Annotated in this window: 18 protein-coding genes; 2 read left to right on the top strand and 16 right to left on the bottom strand. The window is 65.8% G+C overall.

All coding sequences use genetic code 11. From position 1 onward, the window contains the following. Positions 1-39: 39 nt before the first annotated feature. From CF70_RS31530 to CF70_RS31460, 14 genes are all read right to left on the bottom strand, one after another. The gene (locus tag CF70_RS31530) at positions 40-1,449 is read right to left on the bottom strand and encodes an O-antigen polysaccharide polymerase Wzy (protein ID WP_051649296.1); all 1,410 of its coding nucleotides are present in this window, start codon (positions 1,447-1,449) and stop codon (positions 40-42) included. Positions 1,450-1,704: 255 nt separating this feature from the next. Next, complete coding sequence (locus CF70_RS31525) at positions 1,705-2,928, bottom strand: class I SAM-dependent methyltransferase (RefSeq protein WP_235185286.1); 1,224 nt, start codon at positions 2,926-2,928, stop codon at positions 1,705-1,707. Between the two features lie 322 nt (positions 2,929-3,250). Continuing rightward, complete coding sequence (locus CF70_RS31520) at positions 3,251-3,829, bottom strand: putative colanic acid biosynthesis acetyltransferase (RefSeq protein ID WP_035875127.1); 579 nt, start codon at positions 3,827-3,829, stop codon at positions 3,251-3,253. A gap of 49 nt (positions 3,830-3,878) precedes the next feature. After that, positions 3,879-4,871 (bottom strand): GDP-L-fucose synthase family protein, encoded by a 993-nt coding sequence (locus tag CF70_RS31515; RefSeq protein ID WP_035875124.1) that lies wholly within the window; start codon positions 4,869-4,871, stop codon positions 3,879-3,881. Further along, complete coding sequence (gmd, locus tag CF70_RS31510) at positions 4,864-6,072, bottom strand: GDP-mannose 4,6-dehydratase (RefSeq protein ID WP_081862452.1); 1,209 nt, start codon at positions 6,070-6,072, stop codon at positions 4,864-4,866. The genes CF70_RS31515 and gmd overlap by 8 nt, the downstream gene beginning before the upstream one ends. Positions 6,073-6,336: 264 nt before the next feature. After that, complete coding sequence (locus tag CF70_RS31505) at positions 6,337-7,269, bottom strand: glycosyltransferase family A protein (RefSeq protein WP_035875258.1); 933 nt, start codon at positions 7,267-7,269, stop codon at positions 6,337-6,339. 197 nt (positions 7,270-7,466) lie between these two features. Further along, a complete protein-coding gene (locus CF70_RS31500) occupies positions 7,467-8,366 on the bottom strand; it encodes a response regulator transcription factor (RefSeq protein WP_035875120.1) in 900 nt (299 codons plus the stop codon). An 836-nt stretch (positions 8,367-9,202) separates the two neighbouring features. Further along, positions 9,203-10,465, bottom strand: coding sequence for a glycosyltransferase WbuB (locus CF70_RS31495; RefSeq protein WP_035875118.1), 1,263 nt, complete (start codon positions 10,463-10,465; stop codon positions 9,203-9,205). Between the two features lie 38 nt (positions 10,466-10,503). Next, positions 10,504-11,565 (bottom strand): glycosyltransferase, encoded by a 1,062-nt coding sequence (locus tag CF70_RS31490; RefSeq protein ID WP_035875115.1) that lies wholly within the window; start codon positions 11,563-11,565, stop codon positions 10,504-10,506. Position 11,566: 1 nt separating this feature from the next. Beyond that, the gene (locus tag CF70_RS31485; RefSeq protein ID WP_081862451.1) at positions 11,567-12,604 is read right to left on the bottom strand and encodes a GDP-L-fucose synthase family protein; all 1,038 of its coding nucleotides are present in this window, start codon (positions 12,602-12,604) and stop codon (positions 11,567-11,569) included. 338 nt (positions 12,605-12,942) lie between these two features. Next, on the bottom strand, positions 12,943-13,275 hold the full coding sequence (locus CF70_RS31480; protein WP_035875107.1) for a YXWGXW repeat-containing protein: 333 nt from the start codon (positions 13,273-13,275) through the stop codon (positions 12,943-12,945). A gap of 655 nt (positions 13,276-13,930) precedes the next feature. After that, a complete protein-coding gene (locus CF70_RS31470; protein ID WP_035875103.1) occupies positions 13,931-14,638 on the bottom strand; it encodes a GntR family transcriptional regulator in 708 nt (235 codons plus the stop codon). Further along, complete coding sequence (locus CF70_RS31465; RefSeq protein ID WP_035875100.1) at positions 14,635-16,047, bottom strand: AtzE family amidohydrolase; 1,413 nt, start codon at positions 16,045-16,047, stop codon at positions 14,635-14,637. Before CF70_RS31465 ends, CF70_RS31470 begins: the two co-directional genes overlap by 4 nt. After that, positions 16,044-16,235 (bottom strand): AtzG-like protein, encoded by a 192-nt coding sequence (locus tag CF70_RS31460; protein ID WP_035875098.1) that lies wholly within the window; start codon positions 16,233-16,235, stop codon positions 16,044-16,046. The genes CF70_RS31465 and CF70_RS31460 overlap by 4 nt, the downstream gene beginning before the upstream one ends. A gap of 523 nt (positions 16,236-16,758) precedes the next feature. Between CF70_RS31460 and CF70_RS38645 the strand changes: the two genes are divergently transcribed. Together CF70_RS38645 and cynS are read left to right on the top strand one after the other, a co-directional pair. Then, complete coding sequence (locus CF70_RS38645; RefSeq protein ID WP_255350710.1) at positions 16,759-16,887, top strand: hypothetical protein; 129 nt, start codon at positions 16,759-16,761, stop codon at positions 16,885-16,887. A gap of 63 nt (positions 16,888-16,950) precedes the next feature. Further along, a complete protein-coding gene (gene cynS / locus CF70_RS31455) occupies positions 16,951-17,394 on the top strand; it encodes a cyanase (protein WP_035875095.1) in 444 nt (147 codons plus the stop codon). A gap of 275 nt (positions 17,395-17,669) precedes the next feature. On the opposite strand, the gene CF70_RS31450 is transcribed toward cynS, so the two are convergent. Together CF70_RS31450 and CF70_RS31445 are read right to left on the bottom strand one after the other, a co-directional pair. After that, complete coding sequence (locus CF70_RS31450; RefSeq protein ID WP_081862450.1) at positions 17,670-18,113, bottom strand: nucleoside deaminase; 444 nt, start codon at positions 18,111-18,113, stop codon at positions 17,670-17,672. 143 nt (positions 18,114-18,256) lie between these two features. Further along, positions 18,257-18,850, bottom strand: coding sequence for a response regulator (locus CF70_RS31445; protein WP_035875093.1), 594 nt, complete (start codon positions 18,848-18,850; stop codon positions 18,257-18,259). Positions 18,851-18,941: the final 91 nt, after the last annotated feature.

The raw sequence follows: 18,941 nt of genomic DNA, 5'->3' as shown, positions 1-18,941 counted from the left end.
CGGCGGCGTTCGGGAGTCGATCAGCGAGACCGACGCTGCTCAGGATGTGACCGGGTGTGCCGGCAGCGAGTCAATGCGCGCTTGCGCGCGCTTTTGGCGGTAACGCATCACACGGTCTACCGCAACGAAGGCCAGCGCCGCGCCCGAGCCGTAGGCGACGGCGACCATCAGCGCGCCGCGCAGCAGGAAGATCAGATAGAGGGAAAAATAGACTCCCGCAGCCTGCGCCAGAGGATTATCCGAGTAGCAGAACTTATCAAGCAAACGCGTTAGCCATGCAAGCGCCACCGCTGCGATGACGATGCCAAACACGGAGAAGTCGACATAGGCTTCCGCGACCAGAGGTGCCGACAAGTTGTCGAAATCCATCTGGTAGTTTGCTGACAGGTACTGTCCGATTACGATGCCCGTGGCCAGCGGCTTGGTTTCCCAGAGGGTGTGCGGAACAAAGAACAGGAACGTGCCAAGCAGCTGCCTGCCCAATTGAATTCCCTGGTGGTCGACGAGTTCCACCATGGTATGGAGATTCGCCCAGGCATCATAGTGCAACTGCACAAAGTGGGAGAAGTAGAGATCGGGATCGAGTATCGCCTTGAGATCCCAGGACTCCACTTGATTGTGCGTGAAAGCCGAAGACAAGGGGAAGAACACTCCCATCAGAAGCAGGAGCACGGTGATCTGGACGCGTGACGTGCGGGCCAGGCCGGGAACCAGCAGGAACAGCAGCCCCAGATAGACCGGACCGAGCGTATTGCGTTTCTCGATTGCGGGGTTCAGGTTCACCAGTACACAGGCGAGGAAGAAGAGGAAAAAAAGAATCCAGACCGGTTCCTTCAGAAAGCGGGTTCGCTTTGCCGCGACAATCATGAACAACATCGGCACCGGGATGAAACAGAAGAACTTTTGCTCGAGGAGGTAGGCGGGCGATGATTCGAACGTCCCCAGCGTGACCAGTTCGATGGACCGCGTTGACAGGTAGACGGTAATAAGGCCAACCGGTACCAGAAAAAGCGCTCGACGCACCGATAGCCGGGTGGAGGGATGGCGAGTCGGCGGACGAACGGAACGTCGCCTTGTGCGGGCGAGGATGTAACGCCTGGCCAGCAGGTAGCTCAGCACGAAGGTCATGCAAAGCAGGTTCGTGATGACGGCGTACGTCTCGTTGAGTACCGAGGTGTTGACAAGGTTCTCCTCTAGCAAGGCCAGTTGGACATTCGGCGCAAGGAGCAGAAACATCAACTCGAAAAGCAGCACCGCCGCGTCCGCCATCGACGGGAGCCGCTCATTGTTATGCATCACCCAGTGTGCGGCGATGACGGCCGCCAGCATGAGCGACGAAGCCAGCAACGTGGGCGTGCTGACGTGCGACATGGAGTGGCAGATGCTGACCAGCGAGACGATCAGCCCGATCATTACCATGTCCCACACCGCGTTGAGCGGGATACGCATGTGCTGGCTCCTCTCAGTATTTCAAGGCAGACCACGGGGCAGCCTGCTCGCGCATGGGAGGGACAAGGCCGGCATGTTGTCCGGCGGGCCGCAGGCACCGCGCCGCGTCCCCTGGCCTGCGGGCGTTCTCCCGATGAAGCGCCCGGGGCGCCGCGCCCCTGGCCTTCGCAATGGTCCCAAGTGTTGCCTTTGGTGTGGGAGGGCGTATGTTCGGCAGGACACACCAGCCATCATTTGGCGGGCGGGCGCGTCGCCTTACCCCGGCGCGGCGCGGTCTGCGAACTCACGCCTGGCCACGCAGAGCAGGCTCAGTGCAGCGGCTCGGGATTTGGGGTCGATGCCGGATAGTCTTTGCGCCACCCTGATTTTCAGCGGCTGGCGGCCCATGACACCGTCCAGGCTTTCCTTGCCCACATAGTGGTTGTGCGGATAGATGTCAATGCGGAACCGGAGGCCTTCCAGCGTGGAGTGGAGTAGTTGCTCGGAAATGCCGTCGCCCGGCCTGTGATGCAACTCCGTTGCCTGCGCCCAGGACTGCTCATCGTCCGCGGCGCAATGACCCCCGCGCTTGAGCCAGCGGTAGATTGGCAGGCGCAGGTTCCAGAGGATCAATGCCAGGCCGCGAAAGTCCCAGGCGGACTGCTGGGGATCATGGTCTATGATCAGCGTGCCGCCGGGCCGCACGAGGCGTGCCGCCTCCCTGAGTACCGTTGGCATGTCATCGCAATGGTGCAGCGACCCATTGATGGCAACGATATCCGCTACCCCCGACTTTAACGGCAGATGGTGCGCGTCCGCCAGCAGCGGCACGTAGCCGACCCTGGCAGCGTGCACAAGGCTTCCGTGCGCGATATCGACGCCAATTGCGATGCGTGGCCGACCTCCTAGCGTGGCGAGTAGATTCCCCGGACCGCAACCGATATCGATCAGCACCTTCCCGTCCAACGTACCCACGGCGGCATGCCAGCGCTCGCGCAGTTCCGGGTAGCGGTGTACGGCGGCAAGCCAGTCCTCCATCCACCGGGGATGGCTGAAGTAGTGCGCGTTCGCCTTCATGCCATCGCTTGCGTGCGGAATATCCACCGCGGGGATCATTGTGCCGCGCAGCATGGTGTTGGCGGCGAGGTAGGGGCGGAGTTGCTCGAAATAGGGTTTGACGGCGGTGCCAGCATCTTCGTCATCGCGATGGCCTGGCGGCCAATTGAATTCGGACGACTCCCTTTTTGCCAGTGTGCTGCTGTCCGTCGGGTGGGCGATATTCGGAGAGGATAGCGTATTCATCGTCGGGATCGAGTCCATGAAAATTGCGATTTTCAGATACCTGTCCCACGGCGAGATACGCGCAAAGGAAGTCCGCCACAGGCCTGGTTGCCTGTGGTTGCCGAGAAAACAGATGAAAGTCGGCATCCCCGGTCTGGGTTCGCGGCTTACGCCGTTCACCCCGATGCCATTGCGGACCAATATCAGCTGAGTCGGCATGGCATTGTGTTGCAACGGCGCAAGCTTGCGCTTGGCTATCGCGGAATGTCAGGCGACGATTGATTTGCTGGCTTTTGTAGCGGCTCTGGAATTATCCCGGCCAGTAAAGAATGTAGCAGTGCAGCATTTCTTCAGGCAAGAACTATGTCTTGCCGATACTGTGTGGGAGCGCACAGATGGATTGGATTGAACCGGTTCGCGCGTCCGGGGGGCCGCCCATGCGGATCGCAGGCGACGACGGCTGGCCGCGGCATCCCATTGGCTCGGCAACGAGATTGCCTGCCGCGCGGCACCGCATGGGAATGACGGCAAAAGGCGCGGGCTAAGCCGCGTTTTCCACGAACTTCAGGACCGGTTCCGGCAGTCGTGGCTTGATCGGACGGCACGGGCTGCCCACGCAGACCATCTTTGCCGGCATGTCTTCAAACACCGCGCTGCGGGCACCGATGACAGCTCCGTGGCCGATGGTGACACCGGGCGCGATGTACACGTGGCAGGCAACCCACGCCTCGTCTTCCACCCGGATCGTGCGGGAGCGAATCGGGAAGTCCGGCAAGCGGTAGTCGTGGTCGCCCCCGCAGAGGTAGCTGTGCTGAGAGATCACGGTGTTGCTTCCGATGATGATCTCGCCCAGGGAATAGAGCTCCACATCGTCACCGATCCAGGAATGGTCGCCGATCGTTATCTTCCACGGATAGGTGATGCGCACGGTGGAACGGATGATGACCTTCTTGCCCACCCGTGCGCCGAAGAGCCTTAGCAACCATCGCCGGAAGCCGTCGGCACGGCGGAGCGAGTGGCGGAACAGCGTCGCTTCGACGATCCACCACAGCTGTACGATAAACACTGAGCGTCCCCGGAAGTCCTCTGGCATTTTGAACGATGACAGATCTTGCATCATGTCGGTCTCCTTGGGCCATCGCCTGGCAACAGGTCGCACCGCTGGCCTCTTACGTTATGGGAACTGCCTCGGTCTGCGCGGCGCCCAGCAGGCCGCTGGCTAACGCGTCCTCGTAGGCCAGGCGCAGGCCGGTTGCCAGGTCGACGCGCGGATTCCATCCGGTTTGCGCCAGTGCATTCCAGTCAAGCCGCTTGCGCGGCGTGCCATCCGGCTTGGTCGCGTCAAAACGGATTTCACCGCGGTAGCCGGTCGCCCGGGCCACCTCCATCGCGAGTTCGCGGATCGTGAGTTCATCGCCGCTGCCGATATTGAGGATGCCCGTGGGCGCGGCGCAGGCCTGATAGGCGTCCCTGGACATTGCCATCACGTGGCGGCAGCCTTCGGCCAGGTCGTCAGCGTGGAGAAACTCCCGCATTGGCGTGCCGCTGCCCCAGACTGCCACCGTGGCGGCGCCGGCGATCCGCGCCTCATGAAACCGCCGGATCAAGCCCGGTATCACGTGGCTGTTTTCGGCATGGTAGTTGTCGCCGGGGCCATACAGGTTGGTGGGCATGACGCAGCGATAGTCGGTGCCATATTGCCGGTTATAGCTGTCGCACATGGCAATGCCGGCGATCTTGGCAATGGCGTAAGGCGCGTTGGTGGGCTCCAGCGCGCCTGTCATCAGTTCGGTCTCCCTGATCGGCTGGGTGGCCAGCCTGGGGTAGATGCAGCTCGAGCCGAGGAACAGCAAACGCTCGACATGGCTGCGCCAGGCCTCGTGAATGACGTTGGCCGCGATCATCAGGTTTTGCTGGATGAACTCCGCCGGGTAGGTGTTGTTGGCGTGGATACCGCCGACCCGTGCCGCGCCGAGGTAGACCTGCCCGATGCCTTCGGTGGCAAAGAACTCGCGCACCTGTTGCTGGTCGGTCAGGTCGAGTTCCGCGTGGGAGCGGGTGACGATGTCGGTTTCGCCGGCAGCGCGCAGGGCCCGGACGATGGCGGATCCCACCATGCCGCGGTGGCCCGCCACGAAGATACGCCGTGTGTTCCTATTCATGATGATTGTAGGCACGGAAGCCGGCCATCCTGACCAGGGCATCGCGGCGCGCCGCGGAGAAGTCTGACTCGGTCATCTCGCGCACCAGCTCTTCGAAGCCGATGCGCGGCGACCAGCCCAGCCGTTCGCGCGCGCGGGTGGCGTCGCCCAGAAGGGTTTCCACTTCCGTCGGGCGGAAGTAGCGTGGGTCCACGCGGACGATCACGTCTCCGGCCTTGCAATGCGAGGACAGCTCCGGACGGCTCTTGTCGACATGCGCGATCACGCCGACTTCGTCTACGCCTTCGCCTTCGAAACGCACGGTAATGCCGAGTCCGGCCGCGGAGCGCTCGACGAATTCGCGTACGCTATGCTGCTCGCCGCTGGCAATCACAAAGTCCTCCGCCACGGCTTGCTGCAGCATCAGCCACTGCATTTCCACATAGTCGCGCGCGTGGCCCCAGTCACGAAGCGCCGAGAGATTCCCCAGGTACAGCGTGTCCTGCAGGCCGAGCGCAATGCGGGCGATCGCGCGCGTGATCTTGCGGGTCACGAAGGTTTCTCCGCGTACCGGGCTCTCATGATTGAACAGGATGCCGTTGCAGGCATACATGCCATACGCCTCGCGATAGTTGACGGTGATCCAGTAGGCGTACAGCTTGGCCGCCGCGTAGGGGCTGCGTGGATAGAAGGGCGTGGTCTCCTTCTGCGGAATCTCCTGCACCAGGCCGTAGAGTTCGGAGGTGGACGCCTGGTAGAAGCGAGTCTGTTTTTCCAGCCCCAGGATCCGAACGGCTTCGAGCAGACGCAGCGTGCCAAGCGCGTCCGTGTTGGCGGTGTACTCCGGTTCCTCGAACGAGACCTGCACATGGCTTTGCGCCGCCAGGTTATAGATCTCGTCCGGTTGCGACTGCTGCACCACGCGGACCAGGCTGGCCGTGTCGGTCATATCGCCGTGATGCAGTACCAGACGGCGGTCTTCTGCCTGCGGATGCTCATAGAGGTGATCGATGCGGTCGGTGTTGAACAGCGAACTGCGCCGCTTGATGCCGTGCACTTCGTAACCCTTGTTGAGCAGGAATTCGCACAGATACGAGCCATCCTGGCCGGTGATACCGGTAATCAGCGCGCGCCGCCGGCGCGCATCCCGTGGCGAGCCCTGTGCTATGTCCTGGCTGCTTGCTGCCACATGACCGAGAGGTTCCACTTCGTTTGCGCCCATAGCGTTCCGATGTCCGATGAGTGTGATTCTTGCCAGGCAACCCAAAGCGCGCCGGGCGGCGAGCCGGATCGCGGCACGATGCCAGGGCGACCTGCCGCTCCGCGTGCAATGCGGACAAGGGCCGGTTTTTGGACTGTACTGCCGGTGTGCACGGATAACCGTTTGCTAGCACACATAGTGCGGTGCCGCATTTGGCCGGTACGGGAACTGCATGCTGCGGCGTGCGCAGAAACGGGTACGCAAGGGCCGCAGCGGCCAGCGGCCTCAGCCTTGCGTCAGGTTTGCGCCGATGTCGCCCGATGTGGTGGCAATACCAGCGCGGGCGGGACTGCGCAGATGGGCCCACAACGACCGGGCTGTGGCGCAAAACGCGGTCGCTCCACGCAATCCGGATCGATGCAGGTTGGATGCCAGACTGTGCGCCAGTGCCAGCAGCAGGAAGATCCCGGCTTTTACCCGGCGGTGCTGGTAGTGGCTGTAGCGGTGGAGCGTCGCATAGATGCGGGAGGCTTCGGCCAGATGGCCGGCGTCGAGGGGTTCGGCGCCGGGGATATGCTGGTTGGCGGCGCTCGGGAGCCACTCGATACGGCACCCGCCGTCGAGCACGACATGGCTGGCCAGGTCGATCACGTCATAGCCACCGGCCAGCCTCTCGTCGAATGCGACGTGCCGGAACAGTTCGGATGGAAACACCGTGCTGTGCAGCACCACCGAGCAAAGGCGCTCGCCGTGGCAGTAGTTCAGCGACGGGTACCCCAGGAACGAACTCTTCTTCGGCTTGCACTTCTGCCCGTCGCTCAGGCTGGGGCCGGTGACGATCAGTGGTGTGGCGCCGCCGGTGCCGACGCGGCGATAGACATTGTCATCCGCGATCCGTTCGGCCACCTGCTGCAGGAACGTCTGGCAAAGCACCGTCTCGTCGTCCATGAACAGCACGTGGGAGCCCGTGATGACCGGGAGCATGCGATTGCGGTTGGCGGCATTCCCGCGCCGCGGCCCTTCCAGGTATCTCACCGCGGGAAACTCGGCGCGCATCATCTGGCGCGTGTCATAGTTCGTGCTGTCGTCGGATACCAGCAACTGGTGCGGCGGCACCGACGATGCAAACGCGGAATGCAGCGCGCGACGCAGACCGGCGGGATGATTGCGGGTGCAGATGCAGAGCGAGAAGCTCGGCACGGATGTGCTGGCTGGCATGATGCCCTCCATGGCAGGTACTTGGCGGGCCGATCGATTCGCGGCAACGCACGCGCCATGGCCGGTGCAGGTTTGCCATGGACAGGTTGCGTTTGCCGATTTCCTCGCCGAGCGGTTCTCAGAGGCGGCGTGCTGTCTCCGCCGTCGCGGCGCCGGGCGCCGCGACGGCCGGCGCGGCCGCCGTACCATTGGCGTCGTCAGAGCGCGGCGCTGCCGGCACTGTGCGCCTCGCTGCGCCGGGTGCTTGCCGACGCCATGGTGGTCACGCGCTCGTCGCCACTGACCCAGTCCAGCGTCGCGCCGCGCTGCAGGGCGGCGTAGACGGCCTCGCCCTTGTTGCGGACCTTGAGCCGCTGGTACAGCGTGCAGGCGTGGCTCTTGACTGTCGCCACCGAGATATTGAGCATGCGGCTGACCGTCTTGATCGGATGGCCGCGTGCGAGCAGTACCAGTACCTCATACTGGCGTGGCGTGATCTTGAGCATTTCCGCTTCGTCGTAACTGGGCTCCGCGTCGTCGGTGCGGGACGACAGCGATTGCGCGCTGGCCAGCGCGCTGCGCAGTGCCGAGCGCGGTGTCGCGGCGCATGCGGCGACCGCGTGCGGATCGGCCTGCACGGCGACAGCCAGCGGCAAGGGCGCTGCCGATGCGAGCGAAGCCGTTGCCGGCAGGGCTGAGCGCGATGCGGCAGGGGCCGCTCCCACGCCCGGCTCGGTTGCGAGCAGCAGGCCATGGCTACCCGAGACCGCCATCCGGATGGCGGCTTCGATTACCGGCAACGCTGCCGACTTGGGCAGGCAGCCGCAGATATTGCGCGCACTGTCGGCGGAAGGTACCCACAGCGGGAGTGCGTCGGCCAGCACCAGGATGCGCTTGGGCGCGATCAGTTCGCGTACGCGGTCCAGTTGCTGCCAGCCGGAAACGGTATCGGCGGGCATGCCGAACACCATCAGGTCGGCGTTGCGATGACTACCATCAAGGTGGGCGATGTCAGTGGGCGAGAGGTTGACGACGTGCCCGGTACCGTGGATGTTCTCGAGCATTTGAAACAGCCCGAGACTGAGCAAAGGATGCTCCTCTATCAGCAACGCGTTCATGCTTTTATGACTCCCCGTTAATCGGAGCAGGGAGTGCGGGACGCTTTTGCGTTACGGAATGCCAGCCTGCATGGCGCATGTTGGCGGCGCCTGCAAAGTACGCTGTAACCCCGTGCTTCCGTGCTGCAATGTGCTCCGTTTTGGGTGGAACTACGTCAGCGCAGCCAGAAGAAGGACCCGAACCCTACCCCGAGAAATCTCGCCCCATAACAGGCTTAAAATCATCTTATGGGCTGGTTGGAGGGAATGCAAGCGCTCCTTTCTCAGCCTGTCAAAAGGATGATTGAGGGAATTTTTACAATACGGAAATCGTTGATGGCACTGGCTTGGCGGTGTTATCCAAGCGCCATTCAAATAGCTCCGGGCCGAGTTTCAGAGGTGAAACAAATCGTTTTGTGAAAGTTTCAGCGGTGAAACGAATACTCTCGCGGAGAGGTTTATTTTCGACTTTGTTTCACCCTTTCGGGGGTTGGTTGAATATCGCCTGATACCACTTTGCACCACTATTGAAACTTGGCTTGCGGGCGCATTTTTCGGGCCCTTGCGCCGATGGCTGGGAGGATGGCCAATTAGGACTAATGCAAAAGGATGAGCCCGGCTTCCCACCTCTGGACGAGTTGCGGTGGTCCGATGGCTGGCCGGCGGAATTGCTACCGACTTCCAGGGGTGAACGCCCGGGGCTGGTCTGGCAAATGTGGTTCGGAGGCCCCGGTGACCCGGCCCGGCGTGGCGTGGCGAGGTGAAGCGCGGCGCCGCCGAGCCGTACGGACACGCACTTGTCCCGGCGTGCCGGCAGGTCACTTTCCGTGGAGGGCTGCGGACTGCGGAGCGGCGCGCTATTCTCCGCCCGGCCCGATCGCCTTGGCCGCGCCCGCGGGGTCGTGGCTGACCAGCGCGAACAGTGCGCGCTCCAGTTCACCCAGCACCATGTCGCGATCCAGGTGCTGCTCGGCCCAGCGGCGGCCGGCGCCACCCAGATGCGCGCGCAAAGCGGGTTGCGCGGCCAGCGAGTCGATGGCGTCGGCGAGCGCGGCGGCGTCGCCGGGTGGCACCAGCACGCCGCATTGGGCGACCGCGCGGCCAAGTTCGGTTTCCGGCTCCGCAGTGGCGACGACCGGGCGAGCGCTCGCCAACATGCCGGTCAGCTTCGACGGCATGACCAGATCGGCGGCGCCGGCGCGCTGCGGCAGCAGGTGGATATCGGCGGCGGCCAGCAGCGAAGCGAACATGGCGGCCGGTTGCAAGGGCAGGAAGCGCACCCGTGGCAGTCCCGCGCAGGCGGCTTCGAGCCCTGCCCGCCCGGCACCGTCGCCGCAGAAGATGAAGAGCAACCGCTTGTGGCCCGCCAGCAGGCGTGCCGCTTCGGCCATGACGCCCAGGCCCTGCTTGGCCCCCATGTTGCCGGAATACAGTGCCACTACGGCCTCGCCAGGGATTTGCAGCGCACGCCGGGCCATCGCGGCGTTGCCAGCGCCGATTTCCTGCAGGTTGATCCAGTTGGGCAGCAGTGCCGTACGCACTGCTTGCGTGCCCTTGCCGCGCGCCAGCGAGACCATGGCCTGCGAGATCGACGAGACCCGGTCGAAGCGCGACATCAGTTGATGCTCCACGCGCAGTGCCAGGCGGCGCAGCCAGGGCCGGCGCAGCAGCCCCAGCGCGAAGGCCGCGTCCACTTCGTAGTCCTGCACATGCAACCAGGTCTTGCAGCCGCTCAAGCGTGCGAAGAGCAACGCGCCCGGCGCGCACATCAGGGGTGGTTCCACCACAAACAGCACGTCCGGGCGCCAGCGTAACTGCCACATCACGCTGGGCAGGCTGGACAAGGCAAAGCTCGCCAGGTGCAGCAGCCGCGCGATCCCGCCGGGCCGCCGCGGCACCCAGACCGGCGCGCGAAACACCTCCACCGGGCCGCGTTGCTCGCGGCGGTACTGCCAGGCGCGATAACCCTCTCCGACGCGCCAGGCCGGATAGTACGGCGGCGCGGTGACGACGCGCACTTCATGCCCGCGTGCGGCCAGCCATTCGGCCTGCTCGCAGGTGTACTTGCCGATGCCGGTCAGTTCCGGCGCGTAGTTGAGGCAGTACAGCAGTATCTTCATGGTATCGGGTTGCCTCGGTGCTCGGGTTCGGTGCGCACTTATTCCTTGGCAGCCATGATCCGCATGCAGCCGGCGGCGATGGCCCTGCCCGCCGATGCGGGGGTGTCTTCCAGCGCGATCGCCTGGCAACGGGCGGCGGTAGCGGCGGCATCGCCGAATTGCCTGGGCACTTGCGCAAGGCTTCCCGCCAGCGCGGCGGTATCGCCGGCCTTGAAGTACAGGCCGGTAACGCCATCGCGGACCAGTTCGCCGGCATCGTCGTTGTTGACGCTGACCACCACCGGGCAGCCGTAGCTCAATGCTTCGCGCACCAGCGGATGCCAGCGCTGGGCCGCATCGGGCAGTACCAGGCAGCTCGCCTTGCGATATTCAGTCGCGAAATCCGGTTGCGCCATCGTGCCCAGGAAGCGTACCGACGAGCCCAGCCCGAGCGCGTTGGCCGTGGCGCGCAGCCGCCCGTAGCCCGGGCCGGTGCCGACCAGCGACAGCGTGGCGGCCGGCCACGTTTGTCGCGCGGCGGCGAAGGCGCGTAGCAGCAGCAGCAGGGCCGGTGCGTGCGTGAGCGTGCCGATGTGCAGGAAATTTGGCGCATGTGGCGCTGGCGCATGCTCGATGCGCTCGCGCAGCGCGGTGCCGGCATCGAACCGGTCCGGCAGTACCGCGGGCGGGCGGCAGGCGAAGATCCTGCGCGGCGGCACATCGGCGGCGATGGCGCGCGCGCACCCGCGCTCGCTGCCGACGAAGACGCCATGGCAATGGCGCAGCAGCACCGCGTCGGCCAGCGCGCCGAAACGGCCGGGCATGCTGGCAAAGGCAGCGCCGTGGAAGAAGGCAGCGCGCCGCCGTCCCAGTACCATGCTGGCCAGCAACATGGCCCAGTTGTCCAGCCGGCTCTGACCGGCCAGTACCACCAGCGCGCCGGGACTGAGTGTGATGGCACGCACCAGTTGCAGGCGCCGCTGCCAGGCTCCGGCATCCGCGCTGCCGGTGGGAAAGACCACCTGGCCCGGCCATAGCGTGCCAGTGCTTGCTGTCGGGCCGTCCGCCGCGGCGAGCGGGGACCGGTCACGTTTTGCGAAATGGCGAAGCAGTGGCTTCATGTCAGGCCTCCCCAGGTTGCGCCGGTGCCGTGCCGTGGGCCAGCGTGCCGCTTTGCAATGCATCGAGGTAGGCCAGCCGGAGGCCGTCGCGCAGCGACACGGCTGGCTGCCAGCCTGTCGTCGTGAGCGCCGTGCAGTCGAGCCGCTTGCGCGGGGTGCCGTCTGGCTTGCCGCTGTCAAAGACGACCTCGCCGCGAAAGCTCACCGTCTGTGCCACTAGTCCCGCCAACTCCCGGATGCTGACTTCCTCGCCGCTGCCTACGTTCAGGAAGCCGGCCGGCGCGGTTTTCCGGTAGGTGTCCTCCGATAATTCCATCACATGCAGGCACGCCGCGGCCAGGTCGTCGGCGTAGAGAAACTCACGCAGCGGCGCTCCGCTGCCCCACACAGGCGCCTGCTGCGCGTGCGCCATGCCGGCTTCGTGGAAACGCCGCAGCAGCGCGGGTATCACGTGGCTGTTATCGAGGTGGTAGTTGTCGCCGGGACCGTAGAGATTGGTCGGCATCACGCTGCGGTAGTCGGTGCCGTACTGGCGGTTGTAGCTCTCGCACAGCGCGATGCCGGTGATCTTGGCCAGGGCGTAGGGCGCGTTGGCGGGCTCAAGCGGGCCCGTCAGCAGCGCCGCTTCCCCGATGGGCTGGGGTGCGAGCTTCGGATAGATGCAACTCGAACCGAGGAACAACAGGCGCTGTACGCCAGCGCGCCACGCTTCGTGCACGACGTTGGCCGCGATCATCAGGTTCTGATGGATGAACTCGGCGGGATAGGTGTTGTTGGCGTGGATGCCGCCGACGCGGGCGGCGGCCAGGTAGACGGTGTCGACGGCTTCCGTGGCAAAGAAGTGGCGTACCTGGTGCTGGTCGGCCAGGTCGAGTTCGGCGTGGCTGCGCGTGATCGTCTCCGCCTGTCCGCGCGCGTCGAGCGCGCGCACGATGGCCGAGCCGGCCATGCCACGATGTCCCGCCACGAAAACGCGTGGCCGCCGCGGCGGCGGCGATGGTGGTGCGTCCGGCGGCACTATGGTGTCGGCTTCACGCATGATGGTGGCGGGCCTGGAAGGCTGCCAGCTTGCCGAACGCATCGCGGCGTGCCGCAGCGCCCGTGCCGCCGCAAAGGATGAGCGGTACGATCTGCATGTCGTCTGGCATGGCACGTCTCCTTCACACGGCACGAGGCCTGGCTCGCCCTCGCGGCGAGCCGAGTGACGGGTAGTGAGGTGACTGTAATGCCCGGTCCCGGGAGGGACTGTTCCCTAGCACACACTTGGCGGCGGGGGCTGGCGCATGCGGCGGCCGGGCGGGCGCGCAGACCGCGCGCCCTGAAATGAAATCGTCCCCGCCGAGGCGGGGACGATTTCGCGATGGCGCGGGATCCGCGTTAGCGTACCCAGTAGCCGGGGCGCATCACCCAGCCGCCGCGCGGGCTTTGCACCCAGCGCTCGGGCACATAGCGCTGGCCCGGCCGCGCGTGCTGCCAGTAGCCGCCGCGCCAGTCATAGCGGCCGCCGTTGGCCGTCCAGTGCCCCGGGACCCAGGCCTGGCCGGGGCGAGCGGCCGGACGTGGCTCATAGCGCGGAGGCGGCGGGGCCGGGTGCATGTACGGGCCGCCGTGATAGCCCGACGGATATGCCTGGGCCTGGGCCGGCGAGATCAGGCCAAGCGCGGCGCCGGCGGCGAGGGTGGTGAGGGCGAGCAGCAGTTGGCGTTTCAAGATTCAGCTCCAGGGATGCGAACGATGCATTGGGTACGGTCGGCGCTTTCGTGTGGGTTACCGGGGGCCGCTTAATAGCGGTCGTGGTAGCGGTACGGCGGCGGGCCGCCGCGCGGCGGCACCACGATGCAGGCGGACAGCAGGGCCGCTGCGGATGAGAGCAAGACAACCAGGGCGATGGCGCGTTTCATGTCGGGGACTCCGTAACCGGCTTCGCGTTGAACATGGCCTCACTGTAGCCATCGGGCCGGCGCCGTTGTGCTTGCACTTGTAAGGCTTGCTCACACTTGCGCAAGGCGCCGCATCCTGCGCCGCATGCCTTCGGCTGCCCTTGCACGCGCCCGCCAGCCCTTGCCTGCATTGGTTGCGCGGATTTTGCCGAGCGGCCCGTCGCAGGCTGAAAATTAAACGGGACCGTGGCCGGTCCCGTAATGTGGCGTTACATCGGAAATAACTCGCGCAAAGATTTTGCCCGCGCGGTGGCGTCTTTGCGGCGGAACCCTGGCGTTCAGCCTGAGCGGGGGAGCCGTCTCAGGTCGCAGTCGACTCTCTTGGCCACGGGGCGGCCGGCGTGCTGCGGTGGTCTCCGGACCCACGCAGAAATGGGTACGCTTTGAGGGAGGCGGGCTTCGCCGGGTGCCCGTGATGGCTTGCGCTATGGATGCGGGCTACCGCCGCCGGTGCGTATCGTCTGCAAGCGGTGCAGCGTGATCTTGCGCACTTCGGCGCGGCTTTCCTCGATATGGCCGGACAGCAGCAGCACGGCCCGCTCCGCGCGCTGGTGCTGGATCTCGCCCAGGATGGCGGCGTGCTCGTCATAGGTGGCGGTCACGCGCGCGGCGCAGGTGAAATCGAGCCGGCGGATGATACGGATGCGCTCTGTCAGCTGCCGGTGCACCGTGGCGATCTCGCGGTTGCCGGCCGCGGCGACCAGCGCGGCATGGAAGGCTTCATCCTGCTGCGCCATCAGGCGGCCGTCTTCCAGACGCTCTTCTTGCGGCGCGCGCCAGAACTGCGCGAGCCGCGCCAGCGCGCCGCGATCCACCGCCGGCGTGGCGTGCGTGCACAGCATGCGCACGGCGTTGACCTCGATCAGCTTGCGCAGCTCGTACAGTTCGTCAAAGCGCGTGAAGTCCAGCGGCACCACTTCCCAGCCGCTGCGGAAATACACCTGCACCAGCGCCTCGGATTGCAGCCGCTGCAGTGCCTCGCGCACGGGCGTGCGGGACACGCCGAGCCGCAAGGCGATCTCGCCTTCGGTGAAACGGTCGCCGGGCAGCATGCGGAACTCGAAGATATCGTCGCGCAACTGCGCATAGACGGCTTCGGCGCGCGAGGACGCGCGGATTTCCACGCTGCTCATGCGGCAGCCAGCGCCAGCAACGCCGACGGCCGCGGGCAGGCCGCGACGCCCATGGCTTCGAGCGCATGGGCAGCGGCGAAGGCAAGGTCTTCCCGCCATGGCGGCGCAATCAGTTGCACGCCGAGTGGCAGGCCATCCGGTCCCGCCAGCGGCACCGTGAGCACCGGCAGCCCGACGCAGGAGACGGGCTGCGTGAGTAGCCCAAGGCAGGCGCGCGCGGGAAGCACCTGGCCATTGATTTCGATGCTCTCCTGCCCGGCCAGCGGTGCCGCCACCGGCGTGGCCGGCGCGATCAGCAGGTCAGTGCGCGCGACGACGCCGAGCATCTCCTGGCGGAACGCTGCGCGAACCTGCTGCGCGCGCACGTACCACGCAGCCGGCAGGACCAGCCCGGCCGCCAGCCGGTCGCGCGAGAGCGGCTCCATCTCTGCGTACCTGTGCCTGAGGTGCTCGCGGTGCAGGTGCCCGCCCTCGGTGCCGGTGATGATGAAGGCCGCCGCGCGTGCGGCCGCAGCGCCAGGCAGGCTGACGACATCCGCTGTCGCAAGCGCCTCGGCCACGCGCCGTGCGGCGGCACGGGCGGCGGGACCGGCCATGTCATCGAAGTAGCCGTCAAGGCGCGCGGCGCGCACGCGCAGCGGCGCCTGCCCGCTCACGGCTTCGATGGGACGGCGCGCGCAGGCGGGGTCGCGGCTGTCGGCATACTGCAGCACATCGTAGGCCGCAGCCAGGTCCGCCACCGAGCGCGCAAAGGGACCGACGTGGTCCAGGCTGTGCACGAAGGGGTAGCTACCGCGCCGCGACAGCCGTCCATAGGTGGGCTTCAGGCCGAAGATGCCGGTGAGCGCGGCCGGCACGCGGATCGAGCCATTGGTGTCCGAGCCGAGCGACAGCGGCACCAGGCCCGCGGCAACCGCGGCCGCGCTGCCGCCCGAGGAGCCGCCCGCCACGCGGGCGAGATCGTGCGGATTGCGGCAGGTGCCGCGATGCGCGTTCTCGGTGGTGAAGCCGTAGGCGAATTCATCCATGTTGAGCGTGCCCACCAGCACCGCGCCTGCCTCGCGCATGCGGGCCACCAGCGCCGCGTCATGCCGTGCGGGAGCGCTGCCCGCCAGCACGCGCGAGCCCGCCAGCGTGGTGACGTTCGCCACATCGAACAGGTTTTTCACGGCGTAGGGCACGCCCGCCAGCGGCGGCAGCCGCGTGCCCCGGGCACGCATCGTGTCGATGCGGCGCGCTTCGGCCAGCGCGCGTTCGCGCGTGACGGCCGTGAAGGCATGCAGCAGCGGATTGCAGGCCTCGATGCGCGCGAGCGTGGCGACGGCCACATCCAGTGCGCTGCGCGCGCTGGTATCGATGTCGCTGCGAATCGTCAGCGCGGACTCGAAGCGGGAATCATGGACGCTCATGGTCTGTATACCGGGGCCGGCGCGTCATGCGCATCGAACGGGCGCGCCAGCATCGGCCCGGCCACCGCGGCGACGCGCAGGAACTGTTCGATCACGCGGGCCTCGGCGTCTGCCGGCAGGTCCAGGCCGTGCAGCCTGAGCGCACTGCGGGCGTAATGCGCCAGCGTCTCGTCGCAAAGCTTGGTCATGGCATTTCTCCAGGGTTTCGCCGTTCCCAGGCCGGGGACTGAAGAGGCGCGCGGAGGCTGGGATCCGAAGTCCATGCGGCACGGAGATTGCCGTGAAAGGCGATGCATCCACGCGCGCGGCATGTTGCGCTCTTGCTTGTATGCGGTCTTGTATGCAAGCAATGGCTGTGCCACGTAGACCGCGGCGCGCGCGGTGGGAGGCCGTGCCCGGCACTGCACCGCATGGGGGCGCGGCGGCTGGCCGCGGGTGCATATCCACGCCGATATTCCCTGTGGCAGTGCGCGCCCGATAGTGCCGGGGACGGAGCGGTGCACGGCGCAAGCGGCCGTGCGCACCATCTTGCGCAGTGGCACGAACCTTGCGCCGGGGGCGGGAGAGTCCCCATGCTGGTCCGCTTCCGGCATGACGCTGCGATCGCCACATTGCCTGCGGTTTTTGCATCGGGGGTGCGCACGGTGACGCGGATTCGCGCGCGGCCGCACCGGGTTTCGAGGTCGTGCGCACGAAAGCGCCGGAGGCGTGATGATGCCGATTGTCCTTGTTGTGCTGGCGCTGCAGGCCTTTGTGCCGGGCGCCACCTCGTTCTCCGCGCTGGCGCGATACGACAGCGCGCGCGCCGCCGCCTGTACCGGTCCGGACGGGCTTCCCTGACTTTGCGCAGCGGGAAGCGTCCGTGCCAGCGACACCCGACACATTCAACCGAAAGGACAGCAAATGAACCGTAGCGACGTAACCGACCTGATCATCGAAGCCAAGGTCACCAAGGGCATCCGGTGGGCCGACGTAGCCGGGAAGGTCGGCAAGAGCAAAGAGTGGACGACTGCCGCCTGCCTGGGCCAGATGGCCTTCGACGCGGCAGGCGCGCGGGCCGTTATGGAGATCTTCGGCTTGCCGCCGGAGGCCGAACCGTGGCTGCGCACAGTGCCTTACAAGGGTTCGCTGCCGACCCCGGTGCCGACCGATCCGCTGATCTACCGCTTCTACGAACTGGTCAGCATTTATGGCAGCACCTTCAAGGCACTGATCCACGAAGAGTTCGGCGACGGCATCATGAGCGCCATCGATTTCCGCATGGACCTGCAACGCGAGGCCGACCCCAACGGCGACCGCGTGCGCATTGAAATGTCGGGGAAATTCCTGCCCTACAAGACCTACTGAGGATCCTCCGGGGAAGTCCGGCACCGCTCGTCCCGCGCGCTGCCGCGCGGGTTTGCGGGCCGGATTGCCGCCCTGGATTCCATCACGCAGAAACGGGTACGCCCGGGTTCCGGGCCACGGTAAATGTCACGCAGAAACGGGTACGCTCAGCCTCCAGGGCGCGCAAAATCCACGCAGAAACGGGTACGCGGCAGGGTCCGGGCACTCGCGCAGAAACGGGTACGCTTTGATTTCGCGCTGCGTGATGGCCGGGGTGATGCCCGCGCGTTGCCGCCTTACGCGCCATAGAGTTCGGCCGCCGTCATGCCCGCCGGCAGGCGGGTGAGCGGCAGTGGCGGCGGCGTCAACGGTAGCCGCAGCGCCTGGTACACGGCTTCGCTGGAGAGTCCGTAAGGGGCCGCGTCGGCGTTGTCGAACGCGTAGTAGACCGCCTCCACACCCGTCATGGTCAGCGCGGCCAGGCACATCGGGCAAGGATGGCCGCTGGCGTAGATCACCGCACCCTTCAGGTTCGGCCGCCCAAGTTTGCGGCAGGCAGCACGGATGGCCTCCATCTCGGCGTGGGTGGTGGGGTCGAAGCTGTGCACGATGTCGTTGACGCCTGTCGCAACCAGTTCGCCATCCATCGCGAGTACCGCGCCGAACGGCCTGCCGCCGCGCGCGCGATTGGCCTGGGCAAGGCGTACCGCTTCGCGCAGATATTGCTCGTGGATAGACATTGGGGAACTCCTGGACGGGGGCGATGCGGCTTGCCGGTACGGTTTTCGCGGGGCGCGGAATGCGTAAATGTGAAACCTGCCCCATAAAATTTTGTGAAAAAAATGATATACAATGCCGGGGCTGAAGCCCGCCATCGCCTATCCTAAGCTGTCGCGCCGGGGCTGACCTGCAACGTCATGACCAGCGACTGCAGTACCGACATCGGGATCGGCTTGGAGAAAACGCGGATGTGCGCGGGTATGCCGCCGCGGTCCGCGATAGCGTGCTTGTCGAGAGACGTCACCACGACGATCCGGGTCGCGGCAAATTCCTGCTGCGCGTCGATGGTCCGGCACAGGCGGAAGCCATCGATGCCGGGCATGATCAGATCCAGGACGACCAGGTCGGGTTTGCTGCTGCCGATGAGCAACAGGCCATCGTAGCCGTTGGTGGCGTCGAGTATCTCGACCGGCGGACTGAGGGTTTCCAGCGCCATGCGGTAAATCTGCAGCAGGTGTTCGTCATCTTCCACCAGCAGCACGCGAAATGGTCTTGCGGCAGCCGCCGTGGGTGCCGCCGTCTGGTTGCGCTGGTCGGCCACCATGCGGTCGACGGCGTCGGCCGGGATCCTGCGATGCCCGCCGTCGGTCTTCCACGCGGGTAACCGGCCGTTCTCGACCCAGAGCTGGACCGTGCGCAAGGACACGCCAAGCATTTCGGCGGCGGTCTTGGTGGAATAGAAACGCAGATCGGTCATAGAGTCTTGTCAACTGCCGCGGCGCGCCCGGAACAGTCGGGGCGTTACGCATCGTATTGTTTTCATTATTCTTCGTAAAGCTGCCAAAGCG

This window comes from Cupriavidus sp. SK-3 (assembly GCF_000611145.1).
Lineage (GTDB): Bacteria > Pseudomonadota > Gammaproteobacteria > Burkholderiales > Burkholderiaceae > Cupriavidus.
Note: the sequence above shows the minus strand (reverse complement) of the source record. Positions and strands in the feature narration are given on the sequence as shown.